This is a genomic window from Anaerobacillus sp. 63XJN7_5_ISO-PGPR-S23-430 (assembly GCF_056173695.1).
This window is the reverse complement of the sequence record NZ_CM149686.1, coordinates 898,088-910,556: the sequence shown is the minus strand read 5'-3', so window position 1 is coordinate 910,556 and position 12,469 is coordinate 898,088. Positions and strand designations below refer to the sequence as shown.

Here is a 12,469-nt window from a genome sequence, read left to right as displayed (position 1 = left end):
TCATGTGCTACTATATTTTGAAATAAGAGGTGAGCGATATGAGACAATTATTCATCGTACAACTTCATCATCACAGCTAGCCTTGCTATCCGATTGCAAAATAATCGCGTATAGGAAGGCTATTACTCGTAACCGTATGAATTGAGAAGAACATTTCTCCCATTCATGCGGTTTTTTGTATTCAAAAACGAAAGGATGAGGACTATGAAAAAGCTGAAAGATCAGAATGTCAAAGGAACGATGGATTATTTACCTAAAGATGAAATCATACGGCGCAAAGTAAGAAGAATAATAGAAGACACATTTATTCAATACAACTGTTCTCCACTTGAAACACCGATCCTTAACGATCGGAAATTGATGGCTTCAAAGTATGCCGGTGGCGATGAGATTTTAGCAGAAATGTACACCCTCTCTGATCGTGGAGAGAGAGAACTTGCCCTTCGATACGATTTGACCATCCCGTTCGCCAAAGTTGTTGCGATGAATCCAGATTTACCAATGCCATTCAAGCGTTATGAAATCGGAAAGGTGTTTCGAGATGGACCAGTTAAACCAGGGCGTTTTAGAGAATTCACTCAGTGCGATGTGGATATAACCGGCGTTAGTCCGCAAATGGCCGAAGCAGAATTAATGGAGATGGCGCTCGATCTTTTCAGTCAACTCGAACTTGATGTGACGATTCAGTATAACAACCGCAAACTGCTTGCAGGTATGCTAGAGTCGATCTCTATTCCTACACTTCGCTTAAATGATGTGATTCTCACGATGGATAAGCTCGAGAAAATCGGGATGGAGGGCGTTAAGGAAGAGCTCTTCCAAAAAGATATCTGCTCTGAAGCCATTAATAGCGTTGAGCGCTATGCAAAAGAGTGGATTAATCAAGACCTCTATTATTTTGAACAGTTCGCATCTGCGAATTCAACTGTACGGGAGGGGTTAAATGAACTTAAAGAACTGACTTCCTACCTGGATGGACTCAACCTCGTTCAAAAATGTCAGTTCAATCCTTTCCTTGCAAGAGGGCTCGATATTTATACTGGGACGATTTATGAGATTTTCTTAAGTAACCAATCCATTACATCCAGCATTGGAAGCGGTGGTCGCTACGATAGTGCGATAGGTGGATTACTCGGTAGTGAAGAACCTTTTTCAACTGTTGGGATTTCATTCGGCCTAGATGTAATTTTAACCGCATTGAAACAGAATGCTACTTCACTTGTGACAAATGAAAAGCCTGAATATGTCATCATCCCCATTCATGCTAAACGCGAAGCCTTGATCGTCGCCTCTGCTTATAGGAAATTAGGATGTCGGATCGAGGTGGATATGAGTGAGAAACGGATTGGTAAATCGATCGAACGCGCAAGTAAAAGAGGAATAGAAAAAGTAATTCTCATTGGGGATAAGGAAGTTGAAAACAATGAAATCATCGTAAAAACACTAGATCAAGGAACGGAGGAGCGCATTCCCTTCCAATTTTAAAACTGTTATAAATATAGCCTTAAGATCCCCCGAGGATCTTAAGGCTACTTTACATTATCCCTGTAAGACGTAAGGAATTGAAGTATGAAGTAAGCTCTCAATTCCCCCTTGATGATAAGGCATCCATTTGTCTGCTTCTTTTCTGTTCATCCACTTGACGTTCGCTATTGTTTCCGTATCTTGAATAGATAAATGTCCACGCGATATTTTTCCTCTAAATGTAAAGAAGTGGACATGGTAATTCGTCATAAACGCTTCATTAACACTCAATAGATTTTCTACTTCTACGGTTAATCCTGTTTCTTCTCTCATTTCGCGAATAGCAGCTTGTGCAAGGGTCTCTCCATCTTCCACCGATCCACCTGGTAAAGACCAGTTATTATGTTTGATATTTTGAACCATTAACACTTGATCTTCTTTTTCGTTGTAAAGTAGCGTATATACCACATCAACTCTTATTACTTTGAACACTCCCCATCCTAATCAAAAATCAACAAAGCGCAAAAACCATTTTTTACCTTTATAGTTTACCAGATCCCTTTCTCACAATGGGGAAAAGATTGAGATTCATGTTTTTACAGTGTTTCTCCCTTTGATGCTTCAGTTTTTTTCGAATTCGATAAAAACCAGCCACCGACTGCAATCAAAAGTAACACCGTATAAAACGTTATTTTCCATCCTGGAGACTTTGCAAATGCTTCAGGGAGCACCCCTAAATCAGGATGCGAGAGTGTATATACTGATAGTTTAATTCCAACCCATCCTACAATCATAAACGCAGCAACCTCTAAACCGGGCCTTGCTTTTAATAGCTTCACGAAATAATTTGCTGCAAATCGCATTATGAATAATCCAATTAATCCACCAGCGAAAATAACAAGGAATTTCCCACCATCTAAACCACCAATATGCGGTAGGGGTGTATTTGGCAATGTGACGGCTAATGCAACGGCTGCTAGAATGGAATCTACGGCAAAAGCGATATCCGCTAGCTCTACCTTAAAAACAGTCCCCCAGAAGCCTGCCTGTTTCTTATTCTGTTTCTTTGGCGCTTCCTTACCTTTGTGAATCATCTGTTTTCGAACGATATGATTGATCGCGATAAACAAGAGGTATAACGCACCGATCGCCTGAACTTGCCATACGTTGACTAGAAAAGAAATAGCAAATAATGAAGCAAATCGAAAAACAAATGCACCGGCAAGACCATAAAATAGAGCCTTTTGACGTTCCTCATCTGGTAAATGCTTCACCATAATCGCTAAGACAAGTGCATTATCTGCCGCAAGCAGCCCTTCAAGACCAATCAGAAGCAGCAAAACCCATCCATATTCTAGTAACATTGAAGCATCCATCTGTACATCCCCCTTTTTTCATCCATACTGCTTTGTTCTTCACAAAAAAACCTTTGCCTAATTGGCAAAGGTTTTTGATGCAAATAAAGACCTTTACCGTAAAAGTAAAGGTCTTGCTAACAACACGAATGTTGCCAACAAAGCCGAGAGCAGTGAAGCTCTGGAATGACGACTTTGCTGTAAAAGCTACTCCCCTTTAGGAGTTGCAGTATGAAATTTTTATTATTTGAAATGATCATAATCTAATATTCTATCGCTGTCAATTATTATTTTATACAAGAAAGTAGAAGAAATAGCGGAATGCGCTGTCTTCGTTCATACTCTTCCTGATGTTGAAAGTTTTCTCGTTGCGGCGTTCCCTCTCTAAGACCTTGAATCGTAAAACCAGTTCGCTGCAGAAGCAAGAAATACTCCTCAATCGTACGATGATATTTCACAACGCTCTCTCCAATCCAGGGCTCTATTCTTCTCCCCGTCTGGAAATAATCATCTACAATCCAATCGGTTCTTTTACCTGTCATACTTTTGAAAGAAGCGGTCATAACTGGATGCAAAACGCTAAATACAAATTCTCCACCTGGTTTTAACGTGTCATATACTTTTTTAACAATATGATCAAGGTCTTCTATGTAATGAAGAACTAATTGTGAAACGACGCAATCGAAAGTCTGTGATGGATAACCATACGACTCTAGATTTGACTGGACAACGCTCCCCTTCGTTCCCTTTAGCTTCAACTCTGCTTGGTGACACATATTTTTTGAACCATCAATCCCGACATATCGCTCGCACTGCTGCTTTAGTAATTCTTCTCCGAGCGAAGCATCTCCACAACCAAGATCAAGAATGGTCTTCTCCCGAACATCGCCTAGTAATGTCATAAGAGCAGGATACTCGATGACTTTATTCGGGCTTTCTTCCCTATGTCGTCTAGCCATATAGTTCTCAAAAAAATCGTGATCATCATAAACCCGCGAACCGCTATATTCCATTTTCAGTATCTCCTTTATAAATAAGTGACTAGTTCAACCTGCATTTTTTATCGCCTTTGTTGCTATAAAGGTTTTAATATATTGATCGATTAGGCGACTCCCTCCAAAATCATCTTCATAAAAACCGTTAATGACAAATCCTGCATCAATCTGTCCCTGTATTTGATCTTCCAGCGTATGTCCGAACTCAAGGGCCAAGTTACTCTCTTTGTATTTCTGAAGTTCTTCTTTCGTTAACAATTCAATAGGAGAGTATGGGATGCTATTCTTCACATCCAGAATTCCTTTATCCTCTTGCTCATCATCAAAAAGATACAATAGTGGATTCGTAAATCCTGAGATAAGTGTGCCCCCTTCCTTCAGTACTCTTGCCGCCTCCTTCCAGACAGGTAATACATTTTCAACAAATACATTTGAAACAGGATGCACAATCACATCAAATGACCCATTTTCTAAAAAGGATAAATCCGTCATGTCTCCTTTAACAACAGTTAACTGCAAGTTCTCCCTTTCAGCTACAAATCTGTCCTGTTCTAGCTGTTTCTCAGAAAGATCAACAACTGTCACTTCCGCCCCTGCGGCTGCAAGTATTGGACCTTGTTGTCCACCACCAGATGCTAAGCAGAGAATGCGCAAGCCCTTCAGATTAGCTGGAAACCAATGACGCGGAACAGCTTTCTCCGTCGTAACAGTGATATGCCAATTCCCTGCTTTACTTTCTTTGATCATTTCTTGAGTGACTGGCTTTGTATAAACAACTTGATCCTCCACTTTCTTATCCCAAATCTGACTGTTATACTCATTTGTTTTCATTGTCTTCCCTCACTTAGTTAAAATCACTCTCGTTCTCCTATTCTGTTTAACTAGTAAAAACCCTGCTCCTAAATTCCCCAATGATTAGGCTAATCTCACGGTGGACAAACACACATTTTCCAAATGATAGACAAATATACTGATCTTTGTCCCTCCGAGATACATACTATGCCATTACAAGCGTTTATATAAAAAGGAAGAAAGGATGCATGAATGTGCAAATGAACTTTTCACAACTTGAGAGCTACATCGGCAAGAATGTTCGAATCAACCGTGGAGGACCTGAAAGTCAGGAAGGAAAACTTCTTGAGCTTAAACAGGATTTCTTAACTTTGCTTGGACAAAAAAATAACGTTATCTATTTCCATGCTACTCACATCAAAAGCGTCACAATCAATACGAAAGAGGAAGTAGAAGTTATTGTGCCAATTGAAGAACCTGTTCTTGAATTTGAAAGTGGAGAAAGTTTTCAAGAAGTTCTTGATGAATTAGTCTTTAGTTCTGTTCAAGTTAATCGCGGTGGCCCAGAGAAAGTAGAAGGTGTTTTACTTGAAGTGAACGATGATCACATCATCGTAGGGAAGGAAGCAGAATTGGTACACATTGCACTGTTTCATGTAAAAAGCGTTAGTAAGGTCGTTAAAATGACTCAACAAGAAGAGTCTAGCAACAATCAAGAAGACAATCAAAAAGAAAACCGAGGAGAAAGCAGAAGAGAAAACCTCTTTTCTAACTACTGGCAGCCCGTTTCAAAAAAATAAATAGCGAATGCTTATGAAAGGATAGGATATATGATGGCCAATTTAAATAGCGATACGCTCGTGCCATTGCTAGGTAAGCAAGTTAAAGTCAATTTAAAAGGACCTGAAGCAAAAGTAGGTATTCTCTTTCAGGTTGCAACGGACCACTTTATGCTACAAACAGAGAAAGAAATGATTTATTACAACCTTGACCATGTTAAATCAATTTCCTTAGATACAACTACTATGCCGGAAATCACTGGGAATACGTTTCTTGATCCAATCCAAGGAAGCTCTATCACAGAAGTGTTAGGGGCGCTCCATTATAAATGGGTAAAGATTAATCGTGGCGGTCCCGAGCATGTTGAAGGTATTCTCCTCAATGTAGCAAGCGACCATATTCTTCTATTAGTGAAAGCTGAACTTGTTCGCATTACACTTTTCCATATTAAAAGCTTCAGTACTATCGAAACGGTGATTAAAGAAGTTCCTGCAAAAATCGCCGAGGCTTAACTCGTATTCTTGAGAGGAAGAGAGAGCCATGATCGACTATATCTCTCCTTACGCATTTCGGAAGTTACTTCATGTGATGAGGAAATGACTCGCCTTTAAATTCATAGTTATTTGTACAGTCATCTTCCTCCTCACAATTATTTTTTATGTAGAAAAATGATCGTCCTATCAGAATCACTTGTTTATATGGCACAGCTGGTTTTTTCATATGAAAGGAGGTCAAAAGTGAGAAATTCATCAGATTTAACGAACGAAACCATTCGATTAAAAATGAACGGAACAAAAGACATTATCGGTGTGCTAATCGACTCAGGAAATGACATTCTTGTCTTATATAACGGCAAAGACTTTATCTATGTCTCCCAATACCATGTTCAGCATTATGATGTATGTACGAAAGAAGATGAAAAAATTTCACTTCCAAAAGAGTCGCTATTTGAAGAACCTGAAACGTTAAATTCGATTTCGCTTCGTAAAGCACTACAAGAATCAAAAGGAATGTTTACAGAGATTTATGTTACTGGCCATCACTCTCTTCATGGATACATCACTAGTATTATGAACGATTACTTTGTGTTCCAAAGTCCCATTCACAAAACGATGTATATATCCATGAAACATCTAAAGTGGCTGATCCCTTATCAAGGTAACGAAAGACCATATCACTTAACACATTCAGAATTCCCCGTTGTACCAATTGGACTCTCCTTATCACGCACATTAGAAGAGCAGCTAAAAAAAGTAACCAATCAAATAGTCATTTTCGATATATATGAAAACCAAAACAAAATAGGGAAATTAACAAGTATTCAGGAAAACCAGGTCACGTTAATGACGGCAAAAGAGGGTCAAGTTTTCATTAATTTTCACCATATAAAATGCGTTCATTTCCCTTAAAATCAAGACATCGATTCACTCATTGGTTATATCTCAGCCTCATTCGTCCGTTCCATGAAAACGGGCTTTTTATTATGTCTTGATGAAGACTTCTAAATGAACTTCCTTTAGTTCCGCGGTAAGAGCATCACCGTTACACCTACTAAGCAAATAAACGCTCCAATTAAATCATAGCTATCAGGGACTTCCTTATCAATTCCCCATCCCCAAAGGACGGACATCACTATAAACACACCACCATACGCCGCATACACGCGACCGAATTCCGGATATACTTGCAAAGTCGCAATCACACCATAAAGAACTAAAGAGATTCCACCAGCTAGACCAAATATGCTCGAATACCCTTCACGAAGCCAAAGCCAGATTAAATAACCTCCTCCTATCTCAGCAAGTCCAGCTAAAACAAATAAGAGAATTGTTTTCATTTCCGCTACCCTCCTTCACAATGCAATAAATGTTAATAATACAAATCAAGCGCTAGTGTCATTCCGATCATCACTACCTTTTCTTCATAACTAAGGTGACGAACATCAAGAAAATAATGATCTTCATTCAAAAGATTATCTTTCATGGATTGATAAACTGCAGATCGTTTCTTAATCGTACCAACACGATGAACTGATTCAACGCCATACACAGAAAAATCTGTAGCACCATACTTTCCAAGGGCTTGCATAATGGTACTCCCCCTTGTGTCAACAACCGTCATTTTTGGCGATTTCACTTTTACTTCAGACTTGATCGTTCCAATTAATTCGCTTGCTGAATAAAGGAAGATGTCTTTGTAGTAACCGCGATCTTTATCAATAGATGTATTCGGTCCGTTAGGCAAATGTAGATGTAATTCACGACTAACAGCCTGGCGCAAGGTAAAAACCTTTAAAAACCAATTCCATGGACTATCTGAAGGGATTTCTTCAATTGAACCTATTCCTTTTTTATTGCTCAATACAGTATACAATAGTCCCTTCCCCGTATGATCCGTCTCTTTTCTAATTTCGATTTCTTCTATATACTCAAGCATAATTTTCCCTCCAATCTAAATGGCTTCATTATAAAGTATCTAAGAATGCGATTACAATTTTTTCGACAACATCAAGTAGAATCACGTATTACTAATGGTAAAAACTAACCAGTAGGGACCAAAGTATGATAATCTATAAAAAAATGATTCTATTAAATGCAAAAATAATACTTTTCACATAAAACCATTACTACTTCCAGGAAAAGAGGATGCCTCATGACGCAACGTGAAATTCAAATCCAACATTCTAAAAACACATGCGAACATGTCTATCAATTGGATCCAAACTCAATTCCTGTTCTTCACGTTTTACTTTCAGAAGAAGAGTTAGCGCTTCGTTTACAAAATTATTCATGTTCTCTCTCCATCATACAAAAATTCATGAAAAAGCTTCTTAGCTTTTTATCTGACACCCCAACCGTGGTGGTAACAACTGATCACGAAGGCTATGTATTAGATTCATATGGCGATGAATCCTTCGAACAAATGACAGCGTCACTCGGCATTCAAAATGGCGTTAAGTTTGATGAAGAAACAGCTGGTACGAACGCCATTACACTTGCCTTAAAACACCAAGAACCGATTCATCTCATTGGGGATGATCATTATCACTACTGCTTTGAAGATGTGGCTTGCTACTCAGCACCATATGCATATCATAATGGGGAGATTATCGGTACGATCTCCCTCATGACAACTAAGAAATATGCCTCTCAATTGCATCTAGGCTTGCTTTCATCTTCTATAGATACGATTGAACGGGAGATCCAGGTTAACAAGCAAAACGAACAGCTCCATCTCTATAACCAGATGCTTATGCGTGCCACTCCAATCGGAATTGTCATTTCGGATCAAGATGGGCAAATAAAAGAATTCAATCGAAGTGCTGAAAAACTAACGGGACTTAATAAAACCAAAATGATTGGCTATCCAATTACCGAAATCCCTACTCTTAAACCGTTTTTCGACCATGTGTTTTCGAAACAAAAGGGCATCGAAGACATCGAAATCACTTTTTTTAAAAACGATGAACGTAAATGCTTACTCGATATTTTGCCTCTTTACGATTACAATCAACAGCTAAGCGGAGCTTTCGCTCAATTCCGAGATATGACTTCTTATTATCAACTACAAGAACAGGTCATTCAATCTGAGAAGCTTTCTGCAATCGGAAAACTAGGTGCTGGTTTTGCTCATGAAATCCGCAACCCACTTACATCAATTATTGGCTTTACACAACTTTTAGATGTAGATGAGAAACAAGCCAATTACATTAGTATCATTAGGGCTGAACTCGACCGTATGAAAAATCTTGTAAATCAATTTGTTATGATGGGGAAACCAACGGTAAGCGAGCGAACGCTAAAACAGTTAAATCCCCTTGTATTTGAAACGGTAGAATTAATGAAAAGCAATGCTCACTTACATAATGTCGAACTTGAATTCGATGCGAACACTGAGAATATTACGGTTTGTATGGATTCCTCACAAATCAAACAAGTGCTCATTAATTTTATCAAGAATGCGATCGAAGCTATGCCTGAAGGCGGAGAAATCTCGGTTCATTTAACAAAAAACGAGGAAAATGCGGTTATCTCCATTGAAGATGACGGCAAAGGAATGAGCGAAGAAGAAGTGAAACAGCTAGGCACCCCTTTCTTTAGTACGAAAAGAAGCGGGCTTGGGATTGGACTATCGATTTGCTTTGATATTATGGAGGCTCATAATGGAGAAATAGCCATTGATTCAGAAATAGGAAAAGGTACAAAAGCCAGGCTCATTCTCCCTTACCATAAAGAAGAGAACTGAGCTTCTCTTTTTTTCCTCACATGCTCAACACGACGATGAACGTAAGGAGTAAAATCCCAATCGCTAGTGCGTCTAATCCATACTTTTGCCATTCTGTTAAGCTCTTGCCTTTTGGTTCTAATCAAGAAAGATAGAACAAGGATAATACCGATCGTGAAGACAATGGCAGCCCTAATCTTCAAATAGATAAAATCCCTTTTTCTTCCATATTTCTCATCCTAACTAAAACCAAACAAAGGCTGTTCCCCTAGCAGAGGGGAACAGCCTTTTTAAACTAATCGTGTTTACTAATTAATACATTTCTGAAACAGTTTTTGCTTGCATGTGAAGTCCAAGATAATCCGGTCCACCTGCTTTTGAATCTGTACCGGACATTTTGAATCCTCCAAATGGGTGGTACCCAACAATTGCGCCCGTACAGTTCCGGTTGAAGTATAGGTTACCTACATGGAAGTCCATTTTCGCTTGCTCAATGTGTGCACGATTATTCGTGATCACAGCACCAGTTAAGCCGTACTCTGTATTATTCGCAATTTCAATCGCTTCATCGAAGTTATTTGCTTTCGTTAAGCAAACAACCGGTCCGAAAATTTCTTCCTGCTGCATGCGTGATTTAGGAGCTAGGTCTGCAAATACAGTTGGCTTGATGAAGAACCCTTTCGAATCATCGCCTTCTCCACCAGCAACGAGGCGGCCTTCTTCTTTTCCAATTTCAATGTAGCTCATGATTTTATCAAATGATGCTTGATCAATAACTGGTCCCATGTACACATCTGGACCTGTCGTTTCACCTAGTGTAAGCTCATTTGTTAATTCAACAACGCGATCACGAACCTGATCATATACCTCTTTCAAAATGACCGCACGGGAGCCTGCAGAACATTTCTGACCTGAGAAGCCGAATGCTGAGACAACGATGGCCTGCGCAGCAAGTTCAAGATCAGCATCCTTATCCACAACGATCGTATCTTTACCACCCATCTCAACGATCACTCGCTTCAGGTGTTGTTGACCCGGCTGTACTTTCGCAGCGCGCTCATAAATGCGCGTACCAACTTCACGAGAACCAGTGAATGTGATGATCGATGTTTTCGGGTGATCAACGAGATAGTCCCCTACTTCAGCTCCGCTACCTGGCACAAAGTTCAATACACCTTTAGGAAGCCCAGCTTCTTCAAGCACTTCAACAAACTTCGCTGCAACAACCGGTGTTGCACTTGCCGGCTTAAGAAGTACTGTGTTTCCTGTAACAAGTGGTGCTACTGCTGTCCCTGCCATAATCGCAAATGCAAAGTTCCATGGAGGAATAACAAGGGCAACTCCGCTTGGCGTATAAACGTAACGGTTTTGCTCTCCAGGACGGCTTTCAATCGCTTTCCCTTCACCTAGCTCGATCATTTGACGAGCATAGTATTCCATGAAGTCGATTGCCTCTGCAGTATCAGCATCCGCTTCTTTCCAAGGTTTACCGGCTTCGTACACCAGGTAAGCAGAGAATTCATGCTTGCGGCGTCGTACAATCGCAGCTGCGCGGAATAGAAGCTCAGCACGAGAGCGAGCCGACCATTTTCTCCAACCTTCAAATGCTTCATCTGCAGCTTGAATCGCGCGTTCCGCATGCTCTTTCGTTGCCTTTGATACGCGACCAACGATTTGTTCCTTGTTCGCAGGGTTAATGGAAACAATTTTATCTTCCGTGCTAACTCGCTCACCATTGATGAGAAGATCATGGTCTTTTCCAAGTTCTTCTTTTACTAGTTTAAGAGCCTCTTCAAAAGCCTTTTTGTTTTCCTTAACAGTAAAATCAGTAAACGGTTCGTGTTTGTATGGTACTACCATGAGTAAATTCCCCTTTCAAATATAAGAAGTTTATTTTTTAAATAATCCATTGAAAGCAAAGGCGATGTTCGCAGGTCGTTCCGCCAACCGCCGCATAAAATACCCATACCAATCGTTCCCATAAGGTAGGTATACTCTTACCGCATAACCTTCAGCAAGAAGATCTAGCTGACTCTGGCTTCGCATGCCGTAAAGCATTTGAAACTCAAATTGATCTTTCGGAATATCATGTTCTTTCACGAATTCTTTCGTAAAGTTAATGATGGCATCATCATGACTAGCGATGGCTGTAAAATTCCCATTCAATAAATGTTTCTTTATCAGCAGCTTCAAGTTATGATCCACATCTGATTTCGCTGGAAAAGCAACCTTCGCGGCTTCCTTATACGCCCCTTTCACAAGACGTAAATTCGGCTTTACTTCATTTAAATCATCTAAATCTTGATCGGATCGGTATAAATAAGACTGAACAACCGTTCCAATATTGTCGTACTTTCTCTTCAGGTCTTTATAAAGCTGAAGCGTCGCCTCCGTTCGTGTCGAATCTTCCATATCGATCGTAACGAATACATCATGCTTTACCGCTTCTTCCATAATCTCAATCATGTTACGCCATACAAGATCATGGCTAATATCCAGACCAAGTGAAGTGACTTTCAAAGACATCTGAGAATTTAGTTGATGAGCACTAATCATGCGAATGGTATTGATGCACTCCTGAGTCCGCTCCTTCGCTTCTATTTCAGAAGAAACAAACTCACCAAGATGATCCACCGTTACCCGAAGCCCCTGACTATTCAAATTCTGAATAAGAGGCACCGCATGCTCAAAAGTCTCACCCCCAACAATCTTATCCGCCCCAAACTTACTACCCCATCGTTTGGCGAGCCGATCAAGCGAGGGCCTGCTAGCGAGAAAAAGGAAAAAACTCTTGTTGATGGCTTCCAACTCTACCACGCTCCTTTTAACCCTATATCTCCAATCATTCATAAAGCTTGT

14 protein-coding genes are annotated in these 12,469 nt (G+C 39.9%); 5 read left to right on the top strand and 9 right to left on the bottom strand.

The genetic code is table 11. The annotated features are described in order from the left end of the window. Window positions 1-204: 204 nt before the first annotated feature. On the top strand, window positions 205-1,485 hold the full coding sequence (locus AC0VYJ_RS04905; RefSeq protein WP_475366689.1) for a histidine--tRNA ligase: 1,281 nt from the start codon (window positions 205-207) through the stop codon (window positions 1,483-1,485). A gap of 54 nt (window positions 1,486-1,539) precedes the next feature. Here the strand turns inward: AC0VYJ_RS04905 and AC0VYJ_RS04900 are convergent, their stop codons facing one another. The 4 genes from AC0VYJ_RS04900 to AC0VYJ_RS04885 form a co-directional block, all read right to left on the bottom strand. After that, entirely contained in the window at window positions 1,540-1,956 is a 417-nt protein-coding gene (locus AC0VYJ_RS04900; protein WP_475366688.1) for an NUDIX hydrolase, read from the bottom strand. A 104-nt stretch (window positions 1,957-2,060) separates the two neighbouring features. Next, window positions 2,061-2,840: a TerC family protein gene (locus AC0VYJ_RS04895; RefSeq protein ID WP_475366687.1), complete on the bottom strand. Its 780-nt coding sequence runs from the start codon at window positions 2,838-2,840 to the stop codon at window positions 2,061-2,063. Window positions 2,841-3,106: 266 nt separating this feature from the next. Continuing rightward, window positions 3,107-3,832, bottom strand: coding sequence for a class I SAM-dependent DNA methyltransferase (locus AC0VYJ_RS04890; RefSeq protein WP_475366686.1), 726 nt, complete (start codon window positions 3,830-3,832; stop codon window positions 3,107-3,109). Window positions 3,833-3,865: 33 nt separating this feature from the next. Beyond that, window positions 3,866-4,645: a class I SAM-dependent methyltransferase gene (locus AC0VYJ_RS04885; protein WP_475366685.1), complete on the bottom strand. Its 780-nt coding sequence runs from the start codon at window positions 4,643-4,645 to the stop codon at window positions 3,866-3,868. 215 nt (window positions 4,646-4,860) lie between these two features. Between AC0VYJ_RS04885 and AC0VYJ_RS04880 the strand changes: the two genes are divergently transcribed. The 3 genes from AC0VYJ_RS04880 to AC0VYJ_RS04870 all read left to right on the top strand — a co-directional run bounded on the left by AC0VYJ_RS04880 (window position 4,861) and on the right by AC0VYJ_RS04870 (window position 6,795). Continuing rightward, window positions 4,861-5,406, top strand: a complete 546-nt coding sequence (locus AC0VYJ_RS04880) for a hypothetical protein (RefSeq protein ID WP_475366684.1) — start codon at window positions 4,861-4,863, stop codon at window positions 5,404-5,406. A 33-nt stretch (window positions 5,407-5,439) separates the two neighbouring features. After that, the gene (locus AC0VYJ_RS04875) at window positions 5,440-5,898 is read left to right on the top strand and encodes a spore coat protein (RefSeq protein ID WP_475366683.1); all 459 of its coding nucleotides are present in this window, start codon (window positions 5,440-5,442) and stop codon (window positions 5,896-5,898) included. A 270-nt stretch (window positions 5,899-6,168) separates the two neighbouring features. Further along, window positions 6,169-6,795 (top strand): DUF2642 domain-containing protein, encoded by a 627-nt coding sequence (locus AC0VYJ_RS04870; protein ID WP_475367455.1) that lies wholly within the window; start codon window positions 6,169-6,171, stop codon window positions 6,793-6,795. Window positions 6,796-6,902: 107 nt separating this feature from the next. On the opposite strand, the gene AC0VYJ_RS04865 is transcribed toward AC0VYJ_RS04870, so the two are convergent. After that, window positions 6,903-7,223, bottom strand: coding sequence for a YnfA family protein (locus AC0VYJ_RS04865; RefSeq protein ID WP_475366682.1), 321 nt, complete (start codon window positions 7,221-7,223; stop codon window positions 6,903-6,905). A gap of 32 nt (window positions 7,224-7,255) precedes the next feature. Beyond that, on the bottom strand, window positions 7,256-7,822 hold the full coding sequence (locus AC0VYJ_RS04860) for a hypothetical protein (protein WP_430243721.1): 567 nt from the start codon (window positions 7,820-7,822) through the stop codon (window positions 7,256-7,258). Window positions 7,823-8,038: 216 nt separating this feature from the next. Here AC0VYJ_RS04860 and AC0VYJ_RS04855 point away from each other — a divergent pair, with 216 nt between their 5' ends. Beyond that, window positions 8,039-9,631, top strand: a complete 1,593-nt coding sequence (locus AC0VYJ_RS04855; RefSeq protein ID WP_475366681.1) for an ATP-binding protein — start codon at window positions 8,039-8,041, stop codon at window positions 9,629-9,631. Here AC0VYJ_RS04855 and AC0VYJ_RS04850 read toward each other — a convergent pair. From AC0VYJ_RS04850 to AC0VYJ_RS04840, 3 genes are all read right to left on the bottom strand, one after another. Further along, a complete protein-coding gene (locus AC0VYJ_RS04850; protein WP_430243727.1) occupies window positions 9,610-9,813 on the bottom strand; it encodes a hypothetical protein in 204 nt (67 codons plus the stop codon). The genes AC0VYJ_RS04855 and AC0VYJ_RS04850 overlap by 22 nt on opposite strands. 109 nt (window positions 9,814-9,922) lie before the next feature. Then, window positions 9,923-11,470 (bottom strand): L-glutamate gamma-semialdehyde dehydrogenase, encoded by a 1,548-nt coding sequence (gene pruA, locus AC0VYJ_RS04845; protein WP_475366680.1) that lies wholly within the window; start codon window positions 11,468-11,470, stop codon window positions 9,923-9,925. Between the two features lie 30 nt (window positions 11,471-11,500). After that, window positions 11,501-12,418, bottom strand: a complete 918-nt coding sequence (locus tag AC0VYJ_RS04840; RefSeq protein ID WP_475366679.1) for a proline dehydrogenase family protein — start codon at window positions 12,416-12,418, stop codon at window positions 11,501-11,503. Window positions 12,419-12,469: the final 51 nt, after the last annotated feature.

Excerpts from the sequence above, each read along its gene's own strand:
- AC0VYJ_RS04905 (WP_475366689.1), top strand. The coding sequence starts at position 205 with ATGAAAAAGCTGAAAGATCAGAATGTCAAAGGAACGATGGATTATTTA.
- AC0VYJ_RS04895 (WP_475366687.1), bottom strand. The coding sequence starts at position 2,840 with ATGGATGCTTCAATGTTACTAGAATATGGATGGGTTTTGCTGCTTCTG.
- AC0VYJ_RS04890 (WP_475366686.1), bottom strand. The coding sequence starts at position 3,832 with ATGGAATATAGCGGTTCGCGGGTTTATGATGATCACGATTTTTTTGAG.
- AC0VYJ_RS04885 (WP_475366685.1), bottom strand. The coding sequence starts at position 4,645 with ATGAAAACAAATGAGTATAACAGTCAGATTTGGGATAAGAAAGTGGAG.
- AC0VYJ_RS04875 (WP_475366683.1), top strand. The coding sequence starts at position 5,440 with ATGGCCAATTTAAATAGCGATACGCTCGTGCCATTGCTAGGTAAGCAA.
- AC0VYJ_RS04870 (WP_475367455.1), top strand. The coding sequence starts at position 6,169 with ATGAACGGAACAAAAGACATTATCGGTGTGCTAATCGACTCAGGAAAT.
- AC0VYJ_RS04865 (WP_475366682.1), bottom strand. The coding sequence starts at position 7,223 with ATGAAAACAATTCTCTTATTTGTTTTAGCTGGACTTGCTGAGATAGGA.
- AC0VYJ_RS04860 (WP_430243721.1), bottom strand. The coding sequence starts at position 7,822 with ATGCTTGAGTATATAGAAGAAATCGAAATTAGAAAAGAGACGGATCAT.
- AC0VYJ_RS04855 (WP_475366681.1), top strand. The coding sequence starts at position 8,039 with ATGACGCAACGTGAAATTCAAATCCAACATTCTAAAAACACATGCGAA.
- pruA (WP_475366680.1), bottom strand. The coding sequence starts at position 11,470 with ATGGTAGTACCATACAAACACGAACCGTTTACTGATTTTACTGTTAAG.